General features: G+C 71.0%; 22 protein-coding genes and 2 tRNA genes. 10 read left to right on the top strand and 14 right to left on the bottom strand.

All coding sequences use genetic code 11. The features are described from left to right. Position 1: 1 nt before the first annotated feature. Entirely contained in the window at positions 2-817 is an 816-nt protein-coding gene (locus M2163_RS32000) for an SOS response-associated peptidase (protein ID WP_280895704.1), read from the bottom strand. Positions 818-867: 50 nt separating this feature from the next. Here M2163_RS32000 and M2163_RS31995 point away from each other — a divergent pair, with 50 nt between their 5' ends. The 4 genes from M2163_RS31995 to M2163_RS31980 all read left to right on the top strand — a co-directional run bounded on the left by M2163_RS31995 (position 868) and on the right by M2163_RS31980 (position 4426). Continuing rightward, positions 868-1581: a M50 family metallopeptidase gene (locus M2163_RS31995; protein ID WP_280849428.1), complete on the top strand. Its 714-nt coding sequence runs from the start codon at positions 868-870 to the stop codon at positions 1579-1581. Between the two features lie 96 nt (positions 1582-1677). Next, positions 1678-3003 (top strand): 3-phosphoshikimate 1-carboxyvinyltransferase, encoded by a 1326-nt coding sequence (gene aroA, locus M2163_RS31990; RefSeq protein ID WP_280895703.1) that lies wholly within the window; start codon positions 1678-1680, stop codon positions 3001-3003. Positions 3004-3015: 12 nt separating this feature from the next. Further along, positions 3016-4026 (top strand): ribosome small subunit-dependent GTPase A, encoded by a 1011-nt coding sequence (rsgA, locus tag M2163_RS31985; RefSeq protein WP_280849430.1) that lies wholly within the window; start codon positions 3016-3018, stop codon positions 4024-4026. 76 nt (positions 4027-4102) lie between these two features. Continuing rightward, the gene (locus M2163_RS31980; RefSeq protein WP_125189792.1) at positions 4103-4426 is read left to right on the top strand and encodes a multidrug efflux SMR transporter; all 324 of its coding nucleotides are present in this window, start codon (positions 4103-4105) and stop codon (positions 4424-4426) included. Between the two features lie 6 nt (positions 4427-4432). Here M2163_RS31980 and M2163_RS31975 read toward each other — a convergent pair whose 3' ends face one another. Beyond that, on the bottom strand, positions 4433-5041 hold the full coding sequence (locus M2163_RS31975; RefSeq protein WP_280895702.1) for a TetR/AcrR family transcriptional regulator: 609 nt from the start codon (positions 5039-5041) through the stop codon (positions 4433-4435). A 218-nt stretch (positions 5042-5259) separates the two neighbouring features. Between M2163_RS31975 and hisN the strand changes: the two genes are divergently transcribed. The 3 genes from hisN to M2163_RS31960 all read left to right on the top strand — a co-directional run bounded on the left by hisN (position 5260) and on the right by M2163_RS31960 (position 7111). After that, positions 5260-6060 (top strand): histidinol-phosphatase, encoded by an 801-nt coding sequence (gene hisN / locus M2163_RS31970; RefSeq protein ID WP_280895701.1) that lies wholly within the window; start codon positions 5260-5262, stop codon positions 6058-6060. 148 nt (positions 6061-6208) lie between these two features. After that, a complete protein-coding gene (locus M2163_RS31965) occupies positions 6209-6619 on the top strand; it encodes a CBS domain-containing protein (protein ID WP_280895700.1) in 411 nt (136 codons plus the stop codon). Between the two features lie 75 nt (positions 6620-6694). After that, positions 6695-7111 (top strand): Fur family transcriptional regulator, encoded by a 417-nt coding sequence (locus M2163_RS31960; protein ID WP_037720110.1) that lies wholly within the window; start codon positions 6695-6697, stop codon positions 7109-7111. Between the two features lie 123 nt (positions 7112-7234). On the opposite strand, the gene M2163_RS31955 is transcribed toward M2163_RS31960, so the two are convergent. The 4 genes from M2163_RS31955 to M2163_RS31940 all read right to left on the bottom strand — a co-directional run bounded on the left by M2163_RS31955 (position 7235) and on the right by M2163_RS31940 (position 12473). Beyond that, positions 7235-7308, bottom strand: a tRNA-Met gene (locus M2163_RS31955). 73 nt (positions 7309-7381) lie between these two features. Continuing rightward, positions 7382-9190: a tetratricopeptide repeat protein gene (locus M2163_RS31950; RefSeq protein ID WP_280849434.1), complete on the bottom strand. Its 1809-nt coding sequence runs from the start codon at positions 9188-9190 to the stop codon at positions 7382-7384. A 205-nt stretch (positions 9191-9395) separates the two neighbouring features. Continuing rightward, a tRNA-Met gene (locus tag M2163_RS31945) sits at positions 9396-9469 on the bottom strand. Between the two features lie 55 nt (positions 9470-9524). Continuing rightward, positions 9525-12473, bottom strand: a complete 2949-nt coding sequence (locus M2163_RS31940; RefSeq protein ID WP_280897348.1) for a UPF0182 family protein — start codon at positions 12471-12473, stop codon at positions 9525-9527. Between the two features lie 163 nt (positions 12474-12636). Between M2163_RS31940 and M2163_RS31935 the strand changes: the two genes are divergently transcribed. Next, a complete protein-coding gene (locus M2163_RS31935) occupies positions 12637-13179 on the top strand; it encodes a PPA1309 family protein (RefSeq protein WP_280849435.1) in 543 nt (180 codons plus the stop codon). A 9-nt stretch (positions 13180-13188) separates the two neighbouring features. On the opposite strand, the gene M2163_RS31930 is transcribed toward M2163_RS31935, so the two are convergent. The 4 genes from M2163_RS31930 to M2163_RS31915 form a co-directional block, all read right to left on the bottom strand. Next, entirely contained in the window at positions 13189-14283 is a 1095-nt protein-coding gene (locus M2163_RS31930) for a PDZ domain-containing protein (protein ID WP_280895699.1), read from the bottom strand. Between the two features lie 62 nt (positions 14284-14345). Continuing rightward, a complete protein-coding gene (locus tag M2163_RS31925; RefSeq protein WP_280849437.1) occupies positions 14346-14510 on the bottom strand; it encodes a hypothetical protein in 165 nt (54 codons plus the stop codon). A 122-nt stretch (positions 14511-14632) separates the two neighbouring features. Next, the gene (locus tag M2163_RS31920; RefSeq protein ID WP_280895698.1) at positions 14633-15094 is read right to left on the bottom strand and encodes a molybdenum cofactor biosynthesis protein MoaE; all 462 of its coding nucleotides are present in this window, start codon (positions 15092-15094) and stop codon (positions 14633-14635) included. A gap of 167 nt (positions 15095-15261) precedes the next feature. After that, entirely contained in the window at positions 15262-16377 is a 1116-nt protein-coding gene (locus M2163_RS31915) for an SDR family oxidoreductase (protein WP_280849439.1), read from the bottom strand. Between the two features lie 191 nt (positions 16378-16568). On the opposite strand from M2163_RS31915, the gene M2163_RS31910 reads away from it, so the two are divergent. Then, positions 16569-17987, top strand: a complete 1419-nt coding sequence (locus M2163_RS31910) for a zinc-dependent metalloprotease (RefSeq protein WP_280849440.1) — start codon at positions 16569-16571, stop codon at positions 17985-17987. Next, positions 17984-18505 (top strand): NUDIX hydrolase, encoded by a 522-nt coding sequence (locus M2163_RS31905; RefSeq protein WP_280849441.1) that lies wholly within the window; start codon positions 17984-17986, stop codon positions 18503-18505. The genes M2163_RS31910 and M2163_RS31905 overlap by 4 nt, the downstream gene beginning before the upstream one ends. Positions 18506-18565: 60 nt before the next feature. Here the strand turns inward: M2163_RS31905 and M2163_RS31900 are convergent, their stop codons facing one another. The 4 genes from M2163_RS31900 to M2163_RS31885 all read right to left on the bottom strand — a co-directional run bounded on the left by M2163_RS31900 (position 18566) and on the right by M2163_RS31885 (position 22295). After that, the gene (locus M2163_RS31900; RefSeq protein WP_280849442.1) at positions 18566-19303 is read right to left on the bottom strand and encodes an AIM24 family protein; all 738 of its coding nucleotides are present in this window, start codon (positions 19301-19303) and stop codon (positions 18566-18568) included. 17 nt (positions 19304-19320) lie between these two features. After that, on the bottom strand, positions 19321-19998 hold the full coding sequence (locus tag M2163_RS31895; protein ID WP_053847938.1) for an AIM24 family protein: 678 nt from the start codon (positions 19996-19998) through the stop codon (positions 19321-19323). Positions 19999-20002: 4 nt separating this feature from the next. Further along, positions 20003-21583 carry a TerD family protein gene (locus M2163_RS31890; protein WP_280849443.1) on the bottom strand — a complete coding sequence of 527 codons (1581 nt, stop codon included), beginning with the start codon at positions 21581-21583 and terminating at the stop codon, positions 20003-20005. Between the two features lie 115 nt (positions 21584-21698). Next, positions 21699-22295 carry a M48 family metallopeptidase gene (locus M2163_RS31885; RefSeq protein WP_280849444.1) on the bottom strand — a complete coding sequence of 199 codons (597 nt, stop codon included), beginning with the start codon at positions 22293-22295 and terminating at the stop codon, positions 21699-21701. Between the last annotated feature and the right edge of the window lie 165 nt (positions 22296-22460).

The raw sequence follows: 22460 nt of genomic DNA, 5'->3' as shown, positions 1-22460 counted from the left end.
GTCAGAAGAGTGTGCCCTCTTCGGGGCCGTCGAGCTCCTTCAGCAGCTCCGGCCCGTTGTTGCGGACGTTGCTGACGGCCGTGCTCACCGGGTAGGCCCGCATCAGCCCCTCGGGCGGCGGCGCGAGCAGGGAGCGCAGGTCGTCGAGGTCGGTGCGGGACGGGTCGAGCCAGGTGTCCCAGCGGTCCGGGGTCAGCATCAGCGGCATCCGGGGGTGGATGTCGGCCAGGGAGCGCGGGCCGTCGGCAGGGGAGACGGCGAGCGGGCCGGTCTCGGCCTCGGTGGTGATCACCGAGCAGGTGGTCCACCAGGCCTGCGGGTGGTCGTCGGGCAGGGTCTTGTCCCGCCAGAACTCGTACAGCCCGGCCATCGCGAACACCGAGCCGTCGGCGGGCAGCACGAAGTAGGGCTGCTTGCGTGGCCGCTTCTTCTTCCCCTCGGCCTCCAGCTCCCGCTCGCCGGCGGCGGTGACCCACTCGTAGTAGCCGTCGGCCGGGATGATGCAGCGGCGGGTGGCGAAGGCCCTCTTGTACGAGGGCTTCTCGTGCACGGTCTCCGCGCGGGCGTTGATCATCCGGGCCGCGCCCTCGGGTGTCTTCGACCAGCTCGGGACCAGGCCCCACTTGAGCTTCCGCAGCTGCCGAACCGGCCGCGGGTCCTCGACGTCCTTCAGGGGACGGTCGAGGACGGCATAGACCTCCTTGGTCGGGGCCACGTTGTAGTCGGGCTCCAGGGTCTCCTCGGGTTCCCACTTCTCGATCTCAAAGATTCCTGCGAGATCCTCGGGCCCACGACTGGCTGCATACCGTCCGCACATACGTGCCACACTGCCAGACTCCGTACGACGAGAGGGAGCCACCGGGAAACATGGACACCAGCACAGCGACCTCTCTCTGGGACGAGGTCACCGGCCTCCAGCCCGACCCCGACCTGTGGGTGGTGCTGGCCACCCTGGTGGCGGCGCTGGCCATCGTGGTCCCGCATCCGCTGTGGCGCCTGTCGCGCAACGCCGTCACCATCGCCCACGAGGGCGGCCACGGTCTGGTCGCCCTGCTGACCGGACGTCAGCTCACCGGCATACGGCTGCACTCCGACACCAGCGGCCTCACGGTCAGCCGGGGCAAGCCGACCGGCATCGGCATGATCCTCACCGCCGCGGCCGGTTACACCGCTCCCCCGCTGCTCGGCCTCGGCGGTGCCGCCCTGCTGGCCGCCGGCCGCATCACCCTGCTGCTGTGGGCGGCGACGGCCCTGCTGGTGGCGATGCTGGTGATGATCCGCAACGCGTACGGGGCGCTGACGGTGCTGCTCACCGGCGGCACCTTCGTGGTGGTGTCCTGGCTCGCCGGGCCCCAGGTGCAGGCGGCCTTCGCGTACGCGGTGGTGTGGTTCCTGCTGCTGGGCGGAGTGCGTCCCGCTTTCGAGCTACAGGCGAAGCGGGCGCGGGGCGGGGCGGGCGACTCGGACGCGGACCAGTTGTCCCGCCTGACGAACGTGCCCGCGGGACTGTGGTTGTTCCTGTTCCACGCGGTGTCGCTGTGCTCACTCATCGGTGGAGGCCGGTGGCTCCTGGAGGTGTGACGCGCCCCGCAGGGGCAGGCGTCACGGGCGCGGGGACTACGCGACCAGCCACGATGGCGCGGCACCCGAAAGGCGGCCCCCGACTAAAGTGAACGCATGGCTTTGAACCCCGCAGACAACACCCCCTGGCCCGCCCCCCAAGCAAGCGGGGCCGTCGACGCAACGGTCCACGTGCCGGGGTCAAAGTCGGTCACCAACCGCGCGCTCGTCCTGGCCGCCCTCGCGAGCGAACCCGGCTGGCTGCGCCGCCCCCTCCGCTCCCGGGACACCCTCCTCATGGCGGCGGCCCTGCGCGAGATGGGCGTGGGCATCGAAGAAGGCGTCGGCCCCGACGGCACCGGTGAGACCTGGCGCGTCCTGCCGGCGGGCCTCCGCGGCCCGGCCACCGTGGACGTCGGCAACGCCGGCACCGTGATGCGCTTCCTGCCCCCCGTCGCCGCCCTCGCCGACGGCCCCGTCCGCTTCGACGGCGACCCGAGGTCCTACGAACGCCCGCTGCACGGCGTGATCGACGCCCTGCGCGTCCTCGGCGCCCGGATCGACGACGACGGCCGCGGCGCGCTGCCGCTCACGGTGCACGGCGGGGGTGCCCTGGACGGGGGACCGGTCGAGATCGACGCGTCCTCGTCCTCGCAGTTCGTGAGCGCGCTCCTGCTGTCCGGCCCGCGCTTCAACCAGGGCGTCGAGGTCCGGCACGTCGGCGCCTCGCTCCCGTCCCTCCCGCACATCCGCATGACCGTCGACATGCTGCGCGCGGTCGGCGCCCAGGTCGACACCCCGGAGTCGGGCGGCGAGCCGAACGTCTGGCGGGTCACGCCGGGCGCCCTGCTGGGCCGGGACCTCACGGTCGAGCCCGACCTCTCCAACGCCCAGCCGTTCCTGGCGGCCGCCCTGGTGACCGGCGGCCGGGTCGTGATCCCGGACTGGCCGGCCCGCACCACCCAGCCGGGTGACCGGCTGCGCGAGATCTTCACCGAGATGGGCGGTTCCTGCGAACTCGCCGATTACGGCCTGGTGTTCACCGGTTCGGGTGCGATCCACGGCATCGACGTGGACCTCGGCGAGGTCGGCGAACTGACCCCCGGCATCGCGGCCGTGGCGGCCCTCGCGGACTCCCCCTCCACCCTGCGCGGGGTGGCCCATCTGCGCCTGCACGAGACGGACCGGCTGGCCGCGCTCACCAAGGAGATCAACGAACTCGGCGGTGACGTGACCGAGACCGCCGACGGCCTGCACATCCGCCCGCGCCCGCTGCACGGCGGGGTCTTCCACACCTACGAGGACCACCGCATGGCCACGGCCGGCGCGATCATCGGCCTGGCGGTCGAGGGTGTCCGGATCGAGAACGTCGCGACGACGGCCAAGACCCTGCCGGACTTCCCGGACATGTGGAGCGGGATGCTCGGGAGCGAGAAGGCGTAGGGGACCCACGCCATGCGCCGCTACGGCAAGCACACCGACGAGGACGACATCCGCAGCCGCCCGAACCGCAAGGGCAACCGGCCTCGCACCCACATCCGGCCCAAGCACGAGGACGCCTCCTGGGGCATGGTCCTCACGGTCGACCGGGGCCGCCTGACCGTTCTCGTGGACGACCGGATCGTCATGGCGATGAAGGCCCGCGAGCTGGGCCGCAAGGCGGCGATCGTCGGCGACCGGGTGGCCCTGGTCGGCGACCTGTCCGGCCAGAAGGACACCCTCGCGCGGATCGTCCGCATCGAGGAACGCACATCGGTCCTGCGCCGTACCGCCGACGACGACGATCCCTACGAGCGGGTGGTCGTCGCCAACGCCGACCAGCTCGCCGTCGTCACGGCCCTCGCCGACCCGGAACCCCGTCCCCGGCTCATCGACCGCTGCCTGGTGGCCGCCTTCGACGGCGGCCTCACCCCGCTCCTGGTGATGACCAAGTCGGACCTGGCCCCGCCGGACAAGCTCCTGGAGCTCTACGGCGACCTGGACATCCCGTACGTCGTCACCAGCCGCGAGGAACTGGAGAACGGCGACGCGGCGGAGCGGGTGCGCGAGCAGCTCGCCGGCAAGATCACGGCGTTCGTCGGCCACTCGGGCGTCGGCAAGACGACCCTGGTCAACGCGCTGGTCCCGGAGGACCGCAGGCGCCTGACCGGCCATGTGAACGCGGTGACCGGCCGCGGCCGGCACACCACGACCTCGGCGCTGGCGCTTCCGCTGGCGGGCGACGACGGCTGGGTGATCGACACCCCGGGCGTACGGTCCTTCGGGCTGCACCACGTGGATCCGTCCCGGGTGATCCACGCCTTCCCGGACCTGGAACCGGGAACCGAGAACTGCCCGCGCGCGTGCAGTCATGACGAGCCGGACTGCGCGCTGGACGAGTGGGTGGCCGAGGGCCACGCCGACCCGGCCCGTCTGTACTCCCTGCGGCGGCTGCTGGCGACGAGGGAACGGACCGAGGGGGACTGACCTCCCCGGTGTTTGGGTGTACGCGAGTTCGGTAAGTGCATACTCGCACCGAGCCGGACATACGGGAGGACAGCACATGGCGTGGCTGCTGGTGGTGGTGGCCGGGTTGCTGGAGACCGGTTTCGCCGTGTGTCTGAAGCTCTCCCACGGTTTCACCCGGCTGTGGCCCACGATCGCGTTCTGCATCTTCGCGCTCGGCAGCTTCGGCCTGCTGACCCTGTCCCTGAAGAAGCTGGACGTCGGCCCCGCCTACGCGGTGTGGACCGGCATCGGCGCGGCGGGCACCGCGATCTACGGAATGATCTTCCTCGACGACCTGGTGTCGACGCTGAAGATCGTCTCGATCAGCCTGGTGATCATCGGGGTGATCGGACTCCAGCTGTCGGGCTCGTCCCACTAGCACGCGTCACGCGTACTGCCGCTGGAGCGCGCTCCGCACCAGGTCCGCCACCCCGCCCTCGCCCGGCGGGGCCGCCACGCAGGACAGGGCGAGCCGGACCGCGAGCTCGCAGGAGCGGACGAGGTCGGGGACGTCCGCCCGGTGGACGCCGGGTCCGGCCAGGGCGGAGACGGCACGGTCGCGCACCAGTGCCACGAAGTCGCCGGGCGAGGGCAGCGGTCCGTCGGCCCGGCGCTGTGCCGGCACCGCGGAGGAGGACGGCACGGCCGAGAGCGTCGGCGAGGGCAGCCGCTCGCTCCAGCATCCGGTGAGCATCGCCCGTACCAGCGCGTTCTCCCGGGCGGAGACGGTGGTCCACTCGGCGGCCGCGGTCAGCCGCTCCCGGGCGTCGCCGTGTGCGGTGAGCGCCCGGTCGACCCCGCCGAGATAGCCGTCGGCCTCCCGTCTCACCAGCGCGCGGGCCAGCCCTTCCTTGCTCCCGAACTCGTTGTACAGCGTCTGCCGGGACACTCCGGCCGCCGCCGCGACATCCACCATCCTCACGGCGGACCACGGCCGGCGCGCCAGCGCCGAGTAAGCGGCGTCCAGCAGCGATTCCCGCGCAGCAGGCATCATCGCCTCCCAGGGAGCAAGCAGCTCTGCGCCCAGATTTGACGCGTGCGGGGGCACTGTCAAGGGTTCGCGAGGGCATCGAGGGGGCGCGTTCCGGTCGGCGCGACCGGCGGCCACGCCCGCACCCGCGGACGCCGCACCGTCTCCCGCGGCACTCCGTCAGGCGTCCACACTCCGGCCCCTGTGGCACCGCACCGACGTCGGCGGATACCGTTCCCAGCATGCCGGACTACCTCGACGACCTCCGCCTCGCCCACGTCCTCGCGGACGCGGCCGACGCGACGACCATGGACCGCTTCAAGGCACTGGACCTCAAGGTCGAGACAAAGCCGGACATGACCCCGGTCAGTGAGGCGGACAAGGCGGCGGAAGAGCTCATCCGCGGCCACCTCAAGCGGGCCCGCCCCCGCGACGCCGTCCTCGGCGAGGAGTACGGCGTCGAGGGCACCGGCCCGCGCCGCTGGGTCATCGACCCGATCGACGGCACCAAGAACTACGTCCGGGGGGTTCCCGTCTGGGCCACCCTGATCTCCCTGATGGAGGCGGCGGAGGGCGGCTACCAGCCCGTCGTCGGCGTGGTCTCCGCGCCCGCGCTCGGCCGCCGGTGGTGGGCCGCCAAGGGCCACGGCGCCTTCAGCGGCCGCAGCCTGACCTCCGCCTCCCGCCTGCACGTCTCCAAGGTCGGCAAGCTCTCCGACGCCTCCTTCGCGTACTCCTCCCTCACCGGCTGGGAGGACCAGGGCCGCCTGGGCGGTTTCCTGGACCTGACCCGCGAGGTGTGGCGCACGCGCGCGTACGGCGACTTCTGGCCGTACATGATGGTCGCCGAGGGCTCGATCGACCTCTGCGCGGAACCGGAGCTGTCCCTGTGGGACATGGCCGCGAACGCGATCGTCGTCACGGAGGCCGGCGGCACCTTCACCGGCCTCGACGGCCGTCCGGGCCCGCACAACGGCAACGCCGCCGCCTCCAACGGGCTGCTCCACGACGAGTTCCTGGGCTATCTCAACGAGCGCTACTAGCCGACACAGATGAGCGCGTGCGCCCTCAATCGACCACGCACGCCCTCTTGTTGACCCCGGCTTTACCTGCGACTCTGAGAGGACCCTCATTTGTGAACTTGTGAACCAATGAACGAACTCATTGGTTCCAGGAGGTGACTGCGAACCCATGCTCGTCCGCGACGCCATGAGCACGGTGGTCCTCACCATCGGCCCCGCCCACACACTCCGCCAGGCCGCCGCCCTGATGTCCGCCCGCCGGGTGGGCGCGGCCGTGGTCCTCGACCCCGACGGCACCGGCACCGGCATTCTGACCGAGCGCGACATCCTGAACTCCGTGGGGCTCGGCCAGAGTCCGGACACCGAGTGCGCCCACGCCCACACCACCACCGACGTCGTCTTCGCCACCCCGACCTGGACCTTGGAGGAGGCCGCGCAGGCGATGGCCCACGGCGGCTTCCGGCACCTCATCGTGCTGGAGCACGGCGAGCCCGCCGGTATCGTCTCGGTGCGCGACATCATCCGCTGCTGGGCACCGGCACGGCAGCGCGTCCCGGCGGGAACCGGGGCAACACATTAGACACAATCCAAATCGAGTAGCTCTCCAAACTCACACCCGTTCGGATTCTGGTCTCCAGCTGTTAGGCTGGTGAGCATGAGCGACCTTCTGGAACGACTGCGCGGCCGCGGATGGCGGATGACCGCGCAGCGGCGCGTCGTGGCCGAGGTCCTCGACGGCGAACACGTCCATCTGACGGCCGACGAGGTCCACGCACGCGCCGTGGCCAAGCTGCCCGAGATCTCCCGGGCGACCGTCTACAACACGCTGGGCGAGCTGGTCTCCCTCGGCGAGGTGCTCGAAGTCGCCACCGACAAGCGCGCCAAGAGGTACGACCCGAACGCCCACCGGCCGCACCACCACCTGGTCTGCGCCCAGTGCGGCGCCATCCGGGACGTGCACCCCACGGGCAACCCGATGGCCGACCTGCCCGACTCGGAGCGGTTCGGCTTCACCGTCTCGGACGTCGAGGTGACGTACCGGGGCGTCTGCCCGAACTGCGCGGCGGCGTAACAGCTCGCACCGAAGCCCCGGCATCCCTCGCGGACGCCGGGGCTTCGTGCTGCCCGCGGTGCCACCGTCCCCGAAAAACACCGAGGGCCGGAAACCTTTCGGATTCCGGCCCTCGGCCTTCAGTAGCGGGGACAGGATTTGAACCTGCGACCTCTGGGTTATGAGCCCAGCGAGCTACCGAGCTGCTCCACCCCGCGTCGATGAATGCAACGTTACGTGAAGGGTGAGGCCAGAGGCAAATCGCTTTGCCGAGGCACACCTCACACTCCGTTACGCCGACAGCTCCTCACGCAGCGCGTCCCGCAACCGGGCCGCACGCTCCGACACCTCGGCGGGCCCCAGGGCCACCGCCCGGTCGGCCCACCGCTGTCCCTCGGCGAGCTCGCCCCGACGCGCGTAGACCAGGGCCAGCCGCAACGCCGCCCGTCCGTGCCCCGCGTCGGCGGCCCGAGCCCACCACACGGCGGCCTCCGGCTCGCTCCCCTCCCGGGCGAGCAGCAGCCCCAGGTTGAACGCGCCGTTGCGGGAACCCGCCTCCGCGGCCTCCCGGTACCAGCGGGCCGCCTCCACGACGTCACCCCGAGCGGCCGCGAGCATGCCCACCCGCACCTGGGCCCGGCGGTGCCCCTGGGAGGCCGCGCGCTCGTACCACTCCTCGCACTCGCTCTTCTCCGTGTCCACCGGCTCCCCGAGCGTGTGCGCGGGCACCGGCGGCCGCCGGGCGTCCAGCACGGTCGCCAGCCGGTACGCGGCCTCCGCGCTGCCGCCCCCCGCCGCACAGCGCAGGTGCCGCTCGGCGCCGGCCTCGTCCCCGTCCCGCAGCCGGGCGATGCCCACCTGGAGCGCGGCCTCGGTGTGCCCGGCGGCCGCGGCCCGCTCGTACCAGCGCAGCGCGACGGCCTCCTCGCCGCGGCCGGCGAACAGGATGCCGAGGTTGAACGCGGCGTCCACGCTCCCGGCCTCCGCGGCCTTGGAGAACCACGGCTCGGCCCCGGCCGTGTCCCCGCCCTGGAGCAGCAGGATGGCCAGAGCGTTGGCCGCCTCCCGGTGCCCCGCGTACGCGGCCCGCCGGTACCACTGCTCGGCCTGCGCGGTCCGCCCCTGCTCGGCGCAGAGGAGCCCGAGGTTGTACGCGCCGTTGTCGTCGCCTGCGTCCATCGCCGCCCGGTACCACCGCTCGGCGGTCTGCGGCTCGCCGCGCTCGGCGTGCAGGGCGCCCAGCGCGTTGGCCGCGTTGCCGTCCCCGTCCTGGGCGGCGCGCAGCCACCACACGGCGGCGCTCTCGGTGTCACCGGCGTCCCGCAGCAGGAACCCGAGCGCGCAGGCGGCCCGCGCCTCGCCGTCCTTCGCGGACGTCAGGTACCAGCGGCCGGCCTCCTTGAGGGCCCCGCGCCGCTCCAGGATCGCCCCGAGGTGCAGTGCCGCCCGCCGGTGCCCGCGCGCGGCGGCCTGCCGGTACCACTGCTCGGCCTCGGCCCCGGCGCCCTGGTCGTCCCCTACGTCCCCCTCGGGACCCAGTCTGCGGTCGAGCGAGCGGGCCAGCCGGTAGGCGGCCTCCCGGTGCCCGCGCTCGGCGGCGATCCGCATCCACTGCTCGGCGCCCGCGTCCCCGCGGTGCTCCAGCAGATCGGCGAGCGCGTAGGCGCCCAGCGCGTGTCCCTGCTCGGCGGACTGGCGCAGCCAGTACTCGGCGGCGGGCTCGTCGCCCCGCTCACGGTGGTGGCGCCCCAGCGCGTGCGCGGCCGCGGCCGATCCGGCGACGGCGGCGATCCGCCACCAGCCGGCTGCGTCGTCGGCGTATCCGCGCTGGTGCAGCAGGACGCCGAGGTTGTTGGCGGCGGCCCGGTCGCCCGCGGCGGTGGCGGCACGCAGATGGGGCTCGGCTCCGTCGAGATCACCGCGGCGCAGCAGGAGGGCGCCGAGGACGCTCATCGCCTCGACGTCACCGGCTTCGGCGGCCAGGCGCTGCCGGACCTCCTCGGCGGCGTCGTCATCCGCCTCCCCGGCCCCGTCCCGCCCGGAAGGTTGCACAAAACGCCCTGTCTCGAACAGAGTTGCCTTGTCCCCCATAACGTCCATCGTCGCACCACCTGCAACCTGGGTACACCTGGTATACCGCAGCCAGTGAGGTCACTTCAGCGTTTTGTCGACATGCCCACAGAACGACAAGTGAAACACAGTTCCCCCCAACTGCCGTCGGCGGCGCGGCCGTCACCTGCCCGGCACATGCGTTCGCACATCACGAAGGCCCGGATCCTGAAAGGATCCGGGCCTTCGATTGCAGTAGCGGGGACAGGATTTGAACCTGCGACCTCTGGGTTATGAGCCCAGCGAGCTACCGAGCTGCTCCACCCCGCGCCGTTGTGTTGCAACCGTATCACGGCGCGGGGGTGGGCGTTCCACCAGCGGCTGATCAGCCGCTGGGGCTGCTGCTGGGCTTGGCGCTGGGACTCGCACTGCTACTGGGCTTGGCGCTGCTGCCGCTGCCCTTGTCCGCCGCGGACTGCGCGTCCTCAGCGCGCTTGAGCGCGTCCTCCAGGTCCGCCTGGGCCCGGCCGTACGCCTCCCAGTCGCCCTTCTTCAGGGCTTCCTGGCCGGCCTCGAAGGCCTTCTGGGCGTCGTCCAGCGCCTGTTGGACCGTCGGGTCGGCGGAGGTCGGCGGCGGCTTGGTGGTCCCGCCGTCGTCGTCCGGTGGCCGAGTCGTCGAACCGGTCGCTCCGAACACCTTGTTCAGGGCCTCGTCCAGGGTGTCCTCGAAGGCGGTGTTGCCTCCGTAGGTCACCAACACCTTGCGCAGCAGCGGGTACTTGAGTCCACCACCGCGTACGTAGACCGGCTCCACGTAGAGCAGTCCTCCGTCGAGGGGCACCGTCAGCAGATTGCCGTACTCCACATTGGAGTCGCCTCTGTTGAGGAGGCTGATGGTCTCGGCGATGTCCTGTTCGGAGTTGAACTGGCTCTGCACCTGTTTGGGCCCGTTGACCGTGGTGTTGGTCGGCAGTTTCAGGATTCTGATCTTGCCGTAGTCGCTGGTGCCCGCCTCGGCGTCGACCGACATGAACGCGCTGAGGTTGTCCCGGCCGTTGGGCGTGAACGTCGTCGTGAGGGAGAACGCCTGTGCCTGCTGGTCGGGCATCTTCATGCTCAGGTAGTACGGCGGCACCGCGTCGCCCGACTTGTTGGTCGGGTCGTCCGGCACCTGCCACACCTCGCTGCCGCTGAGGAAGGTGTCCGCGTCCTCGACGTGGTAACGCGCCAGCAGTTCACGCTGGACCTTGAACAGGTCCTGCGGGTACCGCAGATGGGCCATCAGGTCGGTGGAGATGTCCTTCTTGGACTCCACCGTGCCCGGGAACGCTTTCATCCAGGTCTTGAGGACCGGGTCCTTGGTGTCCCACTGGTAGAGCTTGACCTCGCCGGTGTACGCGTCGACGGTCGCCTTCACCGAGTTGCGGATGTAGTTGACCTGGTTCTGCTGGGCCACCACCGCACGCTGGTTGTTCGTCGCGGTCAGCGAGTCGGCCGTGGTGTCACCGAGGGTCGTACGCGAGGAGTACGGGTATCCGTTGGTCGTCGTGTAGGCGTCGACGATCCACTGGATCTTGCCGTTGACGACCGCCGGATAGGCGTCGCCGTCGATGGTCAGCCAGGGCGCGACCGCCTCGACGCGCTGCTTGGGCGTGCGGTTGTACAGGATCCGCGAGCCCTCGCCGATCGCTCCGGAGTAGAGGATCTGCGGCTCGCTGAACGCCACCGCGTACGCGGCCCGGTTGACCGGGTTGGAGAGGTTGACCCCGCTCTTGGCCTTGTAGCTGTAGGTCTTCTCGCCGGAGTCGTCGGAGTAGTCGATCTCCTTCTGGGGACCGCCGACGATCGAGTACTCGGTGGTCTTCTCGCCGTAGTAGACGCGCTGCTGGTACGTCCCGAGGTCGCCCTGCGAGGGCAGGTTGGACTCGGTGAAGACCGGGCGGCCCTCGTCGTCGGCCTCGGTGCCCTTCGCGGCGACCACGCCGTACCCGTGGGTGTAGCGGAAGTGGTCGTTGATCCAGTTGTTCTTCGGGATGCCCGCGAGGTTCAGCTCGCGCAGCCCGATGACCGTGTCTTGATCCCCGGCGTTCTTGCCGTCCTTGCTGTACCGGTCGACGTCCAGGTTCGTCGGGAACGCGTAGTAGTTCCGCATCTGCTGGAGCTGCTGGAACGTCGGCGAGACCACGTTGGGGTCCACGACCCGGATGCTCGCCGTGGCGTCGACGTCGTCGCGCAGCTTGGTCTTGTCCGTGGTGGTGGGCTTGCCGTCGTACTCGGTCACCGAGGCGTCGTCGATGCCGTACGCCTCACGCGTCGCCTTGAGGTTCTTCTCGACGTACGGCGCTTCCTTGGCCTGCTCGTTCGGCTGGACCTGGAACTTCTGGACGATCGCCGGGTAGAGCCCGCCGATGAGGATCGCCGAGAGCACCATCAGGCCGAAGCCGATCACGGGCAGCTGCCAGGTGCGCCGCCACAGGGTGGCGAAGAACAGCAGGGCGCAGATGACCGCGATGCAGAACAGGATCGTCTTGGCCGGCAGATAGGCGTTGGCGTCGACGTACCGGAGGCCGGTCCAGCTGTCGGTCGCCTTGAAGTCGCTGGACTTGACCGCGAGGCCGTACCGGTCGAGCCAGTACGCGACCGCCTTCAGGGCGACGAAGACACCGAGCAGCACCGACAGGTGCCCGGTCGCGGCGGCCGTCGCCCGCGCGCCCGGGGAGGTGATCCGCAGACCGCCGTACAGGTAGTGGGTGAGCGCGGCGGCGATCACCGAGAGGATCGCGGCGGCGAAGCCGAAGCCGAGCAGGAACCGGTACCAGGGCAGGTCGAAGGTGTAGAAGGAGATGTCGAGGTGGAACTGCGGGTCCTTCTCGCCGAAGGACACGCCGTTGACCCACATCAGCCAGGTCCGCCACTGGCTGGAGGCGGAGGCGCCGGCGATCAGCCCGACCAGGGAGACGATCCCGAGCAGCAGCCACTTCTTGTACGGCGCGATGCCCATGCGGTAGCGGTCGAGGTTCTGCTGCTCCATCGACATGGCGCTCAGCGGCGGGCGCAGCCGGTGGGCCAGCCAGATGTTGAAGCCGACCGCGAGGGCCATCAGCACACCGAAGACGAAGAACAGCCCGATCTTGGTCCACAGGGTGGTGGTGAACACGGAGGAGTAGTTCACCGAGCGGTACCAGAGCCAGTCCGTCCAGAAGCCCGCGAACATGGTGAACGCCATGCCGAGGACGGCAAGGACGCCCAGCGTCATGAGCAGGGTCCTGGCACGCCGGGACGGGCGGCCCACTCTCATCCGCGGCCCTGTCGGGCCTCCGCCGCGGTCCGGCATCTGGAAAGCCAAGGTGCGCACCTCGAAGTCACTGTCGATCCGTCAGGCCCTCGTGTTCGCGGGCCCTGGGTGGCCCCCCGTGATCGCGGGCCCACACCTATGCAACTTACTCACCGTTTACTCGGTTCCCGATTCAGGTGACGAACGAGGCAGGATTGTGACCATGTCCAACACCCCCATGGCGGCGAACCCGCTCACCCGGGCCGTTCTCGAGATCGACGAGTACGCCTCCGGCCTCGGCTGGGACCAGCCCGCCCGCCTCTTCGCCCTCGTCGACACCGCCCGGCTGCGCGCCCAGGAACCCGCCCTCGCCGGCCAGCTCGGTCTGCAGGAGGGGCAGGAGTCCGCGGGCTTCACCCCCATCGAGCAGGACGAGATTCCCGCGGGCAAGCCGCTCGACGAGTTCCTCGGCACCATCGCCTGGCCCGACGCGGTGGTCGGCTGCGCGCTCACCGTGGAGCGCCTGATGCTGCCGCCGTCCGCCGAGGCGTCCGTCCCGCAGGGGCTGAGCGAGGCCAAGCTGGCCAAGTGGGTCGCCGGGCACCCGGACCGTCAGGAGGTCCGCATGACGGTGGCGGTGCTGCGGGACGGCACCCGCGACTCGGCGCTGCGGCTGCGCGAGAAGGACTCGCCCACGGAGGTCCTCACGGGCGGCGACCTGGTCCCGGGCCTCGCGGAGGCGCTGTCGGCGACCTTCGAGGAGTAGCCCGGCCGGCTAGCTCCTGGTGCACTTCGGCAGGTCGGAGGTCTTGCCCTCGCGGATGTCCTTGAGCGCGCCGAGGGCGTCCTCGATGGTGTTCACCTTGACCAGGGTGAGCCCGCCCGGGGTGTCCTTGGCGGCGGCCGCGCAGTTGTCGGCGGGCGTCAGGAAGTACTGGGCGCCCTTGTCGCGCGCGCCGACCGTCTTCATCTCGATGCCGCCGATCGGGCCGACCTTGCCGTCGTCGTCGATGGTGCCGGTGCCGGCGACGAACTTGCCGCCGGTCAGGCTGCCCGGGGTGAGCTTGTCGTAGATGCCGAGCGCGAACATCAGACCGGCGCTCGGGCCACCGACGTCGGCGAGCTTGATGTCGATGGTGAACGGGAAGGTGTGGTCGGTCCCGGCGGCGATCCCGACGATGGCCCGCTCGGCGCCGTCGTCGTCGGACGTCCTGGTGGTGACGGTGACCTTCTCGGTCTTCGTCGCCGCCCTGTTGGCCTTCTCGGCGGCGGCCTGCTCCTTGGCGGGCACGATCGTGAAGACGACGTTCTCGCCCGGCTTGTGCTTGGTCACCAGCTTGGCGACGTCACCCGGCGCCTTGACCGCCGTGCCGTCGACGGCCTTGATCACGTCACCGGCGTGGAGCCTGCCCTCGGCCGGGGAGTCCTTGACGACGGTCGAGACGATCACCCAGGACTGCACCGGGACGTCCAGCTCCTTCAGGGCGGCGACCTTGGCGCTCTCCTGGGACTGGCTGAACTCCTCGGCGTTCTCCTGGGTCGACTGCTCCTCGGTCTTGCCGTCCGGGTAGAGGGTGTCGTGCGGGACGACCTTGTTGTCGTGCGCGAGCCAGCCGTACACGGCCTCGACGAGGTTCATCTTGTAGTCGGCGCTGGTGACCCGGACGGTGGTCATGTTCAGGTGGCCGCTCGTCGGATACGTCTTGCGACCGGAGATCTGGAGCACCGGCTCGCCGCCGTGGTCCCCGAGGGTGTTCACCGTGGGGCCCGGTGACATCTCGGCGTAGGGCACTTTGATGAAGACTCCCGCGCAGAGAAGCGCGATCAGCATCAGGGTGGAGGCGAGCATCGTCGCGGTGCGGCGTGGCATGGCACGACAGTACGGGACGCTCCTGTCGGACCATCGTCAGGGCGCCGCCGTCACCTCGGACGTCAGGTGCCGGAGTGCGACTTCTCCATGGCGGCGCGGAAACGGGCGTACCCGTCGAGCTCGGGGCCGTCGCTGCGCACCTTGCGGGTCCGGTTGGCCCAGCTGCCCCACAGCCCGGCGGCGATCGCGGCCAACAACGGAATCAACAACCAGACAAGCGCCCCCATGCCGACCTCCCGACCCCACACTGAGCGACCGCGAAAACTGACTGATCAGCAGATTAACCCGCCGCACCGACAACGCTCATGCCAGGGGGGCGGTTACGCGACCGGAGGGGTGAAGGAAGGGTTCAGCAGGCGCCGACCCATTCCTCCGTGCCGTCGGAGAACGTCTGGTGCTTCCAGATCGGCACCTCGTGCTTGAGATCGTCGATCAGCTTCCGGCAGGCCTCGAACGCCTCGCCCCGGTGCGGACACGACACGGCGACGACGACGGCGAGATCACCGACCCCGAGATCACCGACCCGATGCACGGCGGCCAGGGCCCGCACCGGGAACTCGGCGACGACCTTCTCGGCGACCCTGCGCATCTCTGTCTCGGCACTGGGGTGGCACGAGTAGCCGAGCTTGTCGACGTCGGCGCCCCCGTCGTGGTTCCTGACGGTCCCGACGAACAGCGCGGTCCCCCCGGCGGCGTCGTCCCCGACGGCCCGGAAGACCTCGTCGAGGGAGAGGGGGGTCTCACGGACACCGATGAGCTTGATCGGCTCATCGGCGGTCTGCTCACCGGGGTGATCGAAGGTAGGTGCCATACGTCCATCGTGCCGCACGCCGGGATCGGCCAGGAATAGAGCTTTCATACAGGCGGGCACATTCCGTCGCGGGTACTTGCACCAACCCAGGGCGCGGGGAACTGCGCGACCAGCCACAACACACCCGCAGCCGCCGACCAACCGCACGCGGCACCCCAAGGCGCCCCTCAGATCCTCCGCCGAGCCTTCCGAGCCCGCCGTACGACAGCCGCCGCACCCAGCAGCGCGACCGTCGCACCCGCGGCCCCCGCCGCCGTCGCGTCCTTGCGCCCCAGCCGCCGCCCGGCGACCGTGTGCCGCCCGGCGACCTCCTCCAGCAGCTCCGCGAGCACCTCCTCGTTGGTCCACCGCGGCCGCCACCCGGCGTCGTGCAGCCGGCTCCCGCTCACCACCCAGGGATACATCGTGTACGCCAGATCGCCCGCGGGAGACGGGGTCAGCCCGATCCGGTGCAGCCGGGCCGCCGCCCCCAGCGCCACCGCCGACGGCAGCTCCATCCGGCGGATCCCGCTGAGCTCCTCGATCTCCTCCTGCTCCAGCCAGCCGTCGCACCCGACGGCGAGTTCTCCGTCGACCTTCTCCAGGACGGCGTGCTCCAGAGCGCTGCACAGGTCCTCGACGTGGCAGAACTGCCAGGCCGGCCGGGACCCGGCCACGACCAGCAGGCGCGGCGACTCGAAGTACCGGGTCAGGGCGGTGTCGGTACCGCCTCCCACCAGGACGGCGGGCCGCACGACGGTGACGTTGAGCCCCGGGTGCGCCCGGGGGGCCCGCCGTGCGAGCCGTTCGATCTCCAGGAGGTCGCCGACACCGGTCGCCTCCGCGGTGGCCCGCAGCTCGGCGTCCTCCGACAGGGGCAGCTCGTTGTCCGGGAGCGCGCCGTAGACCATCGCGGAGGTGCACAGCACCACCCGGTGGACGCCCGCGGCCGCCGCGGCGGTCAGCACGGTCTGCGTCCCGCGCACGTTGTACGCCGTACGCGCCGCGGGGTCGGTCTCCAGGTCGAGGTCGAGCGCCAGATGGACCACGACGTCGGCCCCGCGCAGCTTCTCCGCGATGGCCGGATCCCGTACGTCCAGGATGTGCCACTGCGCCGCGGCGCACTCACCGCGCCGCTCGTCGAGCGCGATGACCTGCTTGATCTCCTCCGAGGCGGCGAGCCGCTCGGTGAGCAGCGCTCCAACGCCGGACGCGGCACCGGTGACCGCGACGACTGGCCCGCGCGCGGCGGGATTGGTTGACTGGTTTCGCGCTGCGCGAACCTGCGGATCAGGGGAACTCACCGGGCGTCTCCAGCGGTTGTCTTCAGTAGGAACGCGAGTGACGCGTACGTACCAGGTGGCATCCATCCTGCCGCAGGCGGAGAGTCGGCGGAGCACCGAGGCCCTGACGGCCGTCGGTGTCTACGCTGGGGGTGTTATCGGGCAGCCGCGCCGCCGGAGGCAACCGGTGGCCTTACCAGCCGAGGAATCCCGTGAGTGACACCCCATTCGGATTCGGCCTTCCGCCGGAGGAGCCGGACGACGGCGACGAGGGCAAGAAGAAGGACCAGGAGAGCGGTGGTGGTCAGGGACCGGCCAACCCGTTCGGTTTCGGCGGTCTGCCCGGAGCCGGAGGCTTTGGCGGCCCCGGTGCGGACAATCCGCTCGCAGCCATGTTCGGTTCGCTGAACCCCACCGACCTGGGCGCCGCCTTCCAGCAGCTGGGCCAGATGCTCTCGTACGAGGGCGGCCCGGTGAACTGGGACATGGCCAAGCAGATCGCCCGCCAGACGGTCTCCCAGGGCACCGCGGACGGCACCAAGGACGCGAGCATCGGCCCCGCCGAGCGCACCGCGGTCCAGGAGGCCGTCCGCCTGGCCGACCTGTGGCTCGACGACGCGACGTCGCTGCCGTCGGGGGCGGGCTCGGCGGTGGCGTGGTCCCGCGCGGAGTGGGTCGAGGCGACCCTGCCCGCGTGGAAGGAGCTCGTCGACCCGGTCGCCGAGCGGGTCGGCACCGCGATGGGCGATGTCCTGCCGGAGGAGATGCAGGCCATGGCGGGCCCGCTGATCGGCATGATGCGCTCGATGGGTGGCGCCATGTTCGGCACCCAGATCGGGCAGGCCGTCGGGGTGCTCGCGGGTGAGGTCGTCGGCTCCACCGACATCGGCCTGCCGCTGGGCCCGACCGGGAAGGCCGCGCTGCTGCCGGCGAACATCGAGGCGTTCGGCAAGGACCTCGGCGTCCCCAAGGACGAGGTGCGGCTGTATCTCGCCCTGCGCGAGGCCGCCCACCAGCGCCTCTTCGCGCACGTGCCGTGGCTGCGCTCGCACCTGTACGGCGCGGTCGACGGGTACGCGCGCGGGATCAAGGTCGACACCGCCAAGCTGGAGGACGTGGTCGGCCAGTTCGACCCGCAGAACCCCGAGCAGCTCCAGGACGCCCTCCAGCAGGGCATGTTCCAGCCGGAGGACACCCCGGAGCAGAAGGCCGCCCTGGCCCGTCTGGAGACGGCTCTGGCGCTCGTGGAGGGCTGGGTGGACGCGGTGGTCCACGCGGCGGCCAAGCCCCGTCTGTCGTCCGCGGACGCGTTGCGCGAGACCCTGCGCCGCCGGCGTGCCTCGGGCGGCCCGGCCGAGCAGACCTTCGCCACGCTGATCGGTCTGGAGCTGCGTCCGCGCCGGCTGCGGGACGCCTCCCGCCTGTGGGCCTCGCTCACCGACGCGCGCGGTGTCGACGGCCGTGACGGCCTGTGGGCCCACCCGGACATGCTGCCGACCGCCTCCGACCTGGACGACCCGGACGGCTTCGTGCACCGCGAGCAGCTCGACTTCTCCGAGCTGGACAAGATGCTCGGCGAGGCGGCGGACGGCAAGCCCGACCTGAAGAAGAAGGACGACGACACCGAGTGAGCCTGCACGACGAAGCGGTCCTCGTGCTCAAGGGGTACGAGGACCAGGAGGAGCTGCGCCAGGCCTATCTGGACCATCTCGCGGCCCACCCGGACGGCGTGTGGAAGGCTTGTCACGCCGGACACATCACGGCGAGCGCCCTGGTGATCGACCCGTCACGCGGGCAGGTCCTGCTCACCCTCCACAAGAAGTTGCGGATGTGGCTCCAGATGGGCGGTCACTGCGAGCCGGCCGACACGTCCCTGGAGGCGGCCGCCCTGCGTGAGGCGACGGAGGAGTCCGGTGTCGCCGGTCTGACCCTGCTGCCGGGCGGCCCGGTCCGCCTCGACCGGCACCCCATCCCGGCGCCCTGTCACTGGCACTTCGACGTCCAGTACGCGGCCCTCGCCCCGGCGGGCGCCGTGGCGGCGATCAGCGAGGAGTCCCTGGAGGTGCGCTGGTTCGCCTACGACGAGGTGGCGGGCGTGGCGGACGAGTCCGTCGTACGCCTGCTGGAGGCCACGCGCGCGAGGTTGTGAGCCTCTTCCCGGCGCTCTTGTGAGGGGCGCCCGGCGATGGCGGGCGCCCCTTGCGCGGGCCTAGCTGTTGCTGCCCCCGAGGGAGTTGCCGCGCATGCCGAACTGGCCGAGCACCCCGCCGTTGCGCATGCCCTGCGGCGGCAGGAGCTCACTGGGCTGCACCAGGACGTGGCCGGTGCCGCCGAAGTGCATCTCCCAGCCCTCGCCGGTCGTGCCCCGGCGGCGCCACACCCCGGAGGTGGAGGTCGGCGCCTGGAGCTGGGTGCGCAGGGACGTGGACCAGGCGATGACGGCGTCGGAGTCGACGCAGACGTTCTTGTCCGGTCCCACCTCGAGGACCAGCGGTTCGCCCGAGGTCATCAGCACGACCTGACCGGAGCCGGACAGCTCCAGGTTGTAGGCGCCCGCGGAGGCCACCTCGACGGCGCTGTCCACGGCGACGATGCCGACGCCGAGGGAGCCGTCGAAGGCGAGGATGTAGGAGCTGTCGACGGTGATGCCGCGGCCGACCTCCATGATGTGCAGGTGCTGGGCGAGGTTCGCCAGGTAGACGATGCCGTTGCCCTTGCAGCGCATGAGGTCGAGGCCCTCGCCGGTCATCCGCTCGACGTTGCGCCAGCTGCGGTTGCGGTACTGGCTGTCGAACTCGACCTGCCCCTCGAAGGCCACCATGGCGCCCTGCCGGGCGAGCACGGGGCTGCTGCCCTGGGTGACGTCGGTCTTCAGGAGCTGCGGGTTCTGCAGGGTGTAGCGCCCGGTCGACTCGACCGGGACGTGTGCGAAGAGTGTGCTGTGCATGGTGCTAAGTGCTCCCCTCAGCCCCGGATCTTGAATCGGTCGCCGGTGTCCTCGCTCGGCTGGACGACCACGAAGCCCTGCCCCTTGAAACCGATCTGGAAGGCCTCGCCGCTGCCGCGTCCGATGAGGGCGCTCGCCTTGATGGTCCGGCGGGCCTTCATCTCCAGGCCGGTCGTCCAGGCGACGAGCGCGTCCGGGTCGACGTAGGTCTCGCGTTCGGCGCAGTCCAGGGCCATCGGGATGCCCCGGCTGACCAGTGCGACCCAGCCGGTGCCCTTGATGACGAGGTTGGTCAGGCCGGAGCCGGAGAGCTTCGCGAGTCCCTTGACCGGCTCGATGGCCAGTTCCAGCGAGGCGTCGCAGGCCAGCAGGGTGGCGCCGTTGACGGACAATGCCTCGCCGTTCAGGTGCAGGACGAGGATGTCGCCGCCGTAGTCGGCGAGGTACAGGTCGCCGTCGCCGCGGGCCAGCATCAGCCGGCCGCCCTCTCCGGTGACCATCTCCTCCGCCGAGCGGCGCAGGCTCGCGGGCGCCCCGTCGAACTGCACATAGCCGTCGTAGGCGATCATGGAGCCGGCCTTGGCGATCAGGTCCTGCCCGGTGACCATGGTGACCTTGAGCGTCTTGGAGCTGTGCACACTCATGCGGACGCCGGTCGCGGCGGCGCGGTGCGCACTCAGAGTCTGGGAGTCCATGGCCTCACACCTCGAAGGGCTGTACGACGACGAAGTTGCCGGGGGCGCCGCGGAACTGGAGGTTCACGGCCTCGGTGGTCTGCCGGGCGTACCCGGAGCGGCGCAGCCTGAGCGAGGTCGTGGTGACCGCCTGCGCGCCGGCCGACCAGGCGATGACGGCGTTGCCGTCGACGTAGGTGGCCGCGCCGACGGGCAGGACGACGGGCACCCCGCGGGTCTTGACGACGACCGCTCCGGTGCCGGAGAAGAGCATGCTGAAGAAGCCCCCGCCGGGCAGTCCCGCGCCTTCGATGCGGCGGACCTCGGTCTCCAGGGTCTCGTCGAAGGCCAGCACGCCCTGGGCGCTGGTGTAGAGCTGCTCGCCCTGGAGGCGGATCACGAAGACGCGGCTGGCCTCGTCGGCGAGGAACACCTCGCCGTTGCCGGTGCAGCGCATCAGGGACATGCCCTGGCCGGTGAGGGCGCCGGTGAGCTTGCCGAGCAGGCCCGAGCCCTTGTGGGCGAAGTCGATGTCGCCCTGGTAGGCGACCATGCTGCCCTGCTTGGCGAGGATGGGCGCGTCCTTGGTGAGGGTGGCCCGCACCAGGTTCTGGTTCTGCTCGGTCCAGCGGTCGCCCACGGGGGCTTCCGCGTACTTCGTGAGCACCACCCGGACGTTGGCCTCCGGCGGCACCGGTGCGAGCTGGGTGCCGCCGCCGAAGGGCTGCGCCTGGCCGGGGAAGGCGCCGGGCGCGCCGGGGGGCGCGAACTGACCGGCGACGGCGCCCGGAGGCGTGAACTGACCCGCGGGCGCGCCGGGAGGCGCGTACTGACCCGCCGGAGGGGCTCCGGGCGGTGTCGGGGTCTGCCCCGGAGGAGTGAACATCTGGGGGCTCGTCGGCGCGGCGGGCGCGGGCGCGGCGACCGTCGGAGCGGTGTGGACGGACGGGGTGGCCGCGGAGGCCGGCGGCGCGCCGAACGAAGGGGCGGGAGCGGAGGTCTGCGGGGGCGGCGCGAAGGCCGGTGCCTGGGACTGGGCCGGAACGGCGGGCTGCTGGGGCGCGGACGCGGGCTCCTCCTCGGCGACCTCGCCGCCGAAGTTCTTCAGCAGCGCGTCCAGGCCGCCGTCGAAGCCCTGGCCGACCGCGGCGAACCGCCAGACGTCCTTCAGATACAGGTCGCCCACCATCACGGCCCGCTCGGTGGAGAACTCGCTGCCGTCGAACGGGTACCGGGCCACTTCCTCGCCGCCGGCGACGATCCGGAGGTAGCCCGGGCCGATCTGCGACATCTGGCCGGCGCCGTCGATGGTCGCCGTGAACGACAGCTTCTGGATCTGCGGCGGAATCCGGTCGAGCGTGACCCGGAACGACTCCGTGTCGCCCGACTGCGCGCCCAGGAGCTGGATGGAGTCCTCGGGGGACTTCGGCTGGTTGAAGAAGATGAAGTAGCGGTCGTCCGAGAGCTGTTCGTCGGCGTCGAGGCCGAAGCAGCTGATGTCGAAGGTCAGTCCGGGGCCGGAGATCTGTACGCCCACGTACAGGTCCGTGCCCGCGGTCAGGTCACTGATCTTGGCCTTGTGGCCGCGTTGGAATTCCCTGGCCATGCGTAACGACCGTCCCCCATCCCGAATGCGAGTGCGTCGCGACAGGCTAACGGCAAACTCGGACACCGGTGGAGGTCGGTACAGATCCGGTACAAAAACCCGTTCGGGTCGTCGGTCACTCTCCGCGGACGTCCGAGAGATGCGGCAACCGGTCCGCGGCGACCACGCCCTCGAGGTAGCCCTTGGCCCGCTCGGTGCGCGGATAGGCCTCCAGCAACCGCCAGAAACGGGGCCCGTGGCCGGGCACGAGCAGATGGGCGAGCTCATGGAGCAGGACGTAGTCGACGACGTACTCCGGCATGCCCTGGAGCCGGTGCGAGAGCCGGATGCTGCCCTCGGACGGGGTGCACGAACCCCAGCGGGTGTTCTGGTTGGTGACCCAGCGGACCGAGGCGGGCCGTGCCCGGCCGTCGAAGTACTGGGCCGACAGCCGCTGGGCGCGCTCGGAGAGCTCGCTGTCGCCGAGGACCCGCTTGCTCTCCTGGGCGGCCAGCTTGTCGAGCATGACGCTCACCCAGCGCTGCTCCTCCGCCTCGGACATCCGGGCAGGGATGAGCACGACGGTGCGATCGCCCTCGCGGTACGCGGAGACCGTCCGGCGACGGCGGCTGCTCCTGCGCACCTCGATCGCGCTCGCCACCGAGCCGCTCGGCGGCAGGCTCGTCGTGCTGCGCTGTGGCGTTCCGGCGCTGTGCAGTGGGTCGGCGGGCACGCCCCGACGTTACCCGCTGCACCTGGGGGAAGTCCCGACTCCGGGACGGTTCGGTTCCGATCGCCCGCCATGCGTCCGATTTGTACGACGAATACTCCTCACCTGTGGACAACTTTCGGCACCCGTCCCGCGGCTCGGGGCATGCTGGCATCGCCGCCACGGCCG

Source organism: Streptomyces sp. SAI-135 (genome assembly GCF_029893805.1).
Classification (GTDB): domain Bacteria; phylum Actinomycetota; class Actinomycetes; order Streptomycetales; family Streptomycetaceae; genus Streptomyces.
The sequence above is the reverse complement of the archived record's forward strand: the minus strand, read 5'-3'. Positions and strand labels throughout refer to the sequence as shown.

Coding starts and splice junctions, on each gene's coding strand:
- M2163_RS31995 (WP_280849428.1), top strand. CDS start 868: ATGGACACCAGCACAGCGACCTCTCTCTGGGACGAGGTCACCGGCCTC.
- M2163_RS31925 (WP_280849437.1), bottom strand. CDS start 14,510: ATGGGGGCGCTTGTCTGGTTGTTGATTCCGTTGTTGGCCGCGATCGCC.
- M2163_RS31980 (WP_125189792.1), top strand. CDS start 4,103: ATGGCGTGGCTGCTGGTGGTGGTGGCCGGGTTGCTGGAGACCGGTTTC.
- hisN (WP_280895701.1), top strand. CDS start 5,260: ATGCCGGACTACCTCGACGACCTCCGCCTCGCCCACGTCCTCGCGGAC.
- M2163_RS31935 (WP_280849435.1), top strand. CDS start 12,637: ATGTCCAACACCCCCATGGCGGCGAACCCGCTCACCCGGGCCGTTCTC.
- M2163_RS31965 (WP_280895700.1), top strand. CDS start 6,209: ATGCTCGTCCGCGACGCCATGAGCACGGTGGTCCTCACCATCGGCCCC.
- rsgA (WP_280849430.1), top strand. CDS start 3,016: ATGCGCCGCTACGGCAAGCACACCGACGAGGACGACATCCGCAGCCGC.
- aroA (WP_280895703.1), top strand. CDS start 1,678: ATGGCTTTGAACCCCGCAGACAACACCCCCTGGCCCGCCCCCCAAGCA.
- M2163_RS31900 (WP_280849442.1), bottom strand. CDS start 19,303: ATGCACAGCACACTCTTCGCACACGTCCCGGTCGAGTCGACCGGGCGC.
- M2163_RS31895 (WP_053847938.1), bottom strand. CDS start 19,998: ATGGACTCCCAGACTCTGAGTGCGCACCGCGCCGCCGCGACCGGCGTC.
- M2163_RS31960 (WP_037720110.1), top strand. CDS start 6,695: ATGAGCGACCTTCTGGAACGACTGCGCGGCCGCGGATGGCGGATGACC.
- M2163_RS31950 (WP_280849434.1), bottom strand. CDS start 9,190: ATGGACGTTATGGGGGACAAGGCAACTCTGTTCGAGACAGGGCGTTTT.
- M2163_RS31975 (WP_280895702.1), bottom strand. CDS start 5,041: ATGATGCCTGCTGCGCGGGAATCGCTGCTGGACGCCGCTTACTCGGCG.
- M2163_RS31890 (WP_280849443.1), bottom strand. CDS start 21,583: ATGGCCAGGGAATTCCAACGCGGCCACAAGGCCAAGATCAGTGACCTG.
- M2163_RS31930 (WP_280895699.1), bottom strand. CDS start 14,283: ATGCCACGCCGCACCGCGACGATGCTCGCCTCCACCCTGATGCTGATC.
- M2163_RS31920 (WP_280895698.1), bottom strand. CDS start 15,094: ATGGCACCTACCTTCGATCACCCCGGTGAGCAGACCGCCGATGAGCCG.
- M2163_RS32000 (WP_280895704.1), bottom strand. CDS start 817: ATGTGCGGACGGTATGCAGCCAGTCGTGGGCCCGAGGATCTCGCAGGA.
- M2163_RS31940 (WP_280897348.1), bottom strand. CDS start 12,473: ATGCCGGACCGCGGCGGAGGCCCGACAGGGCCGCGGATGAGAGTGGGC.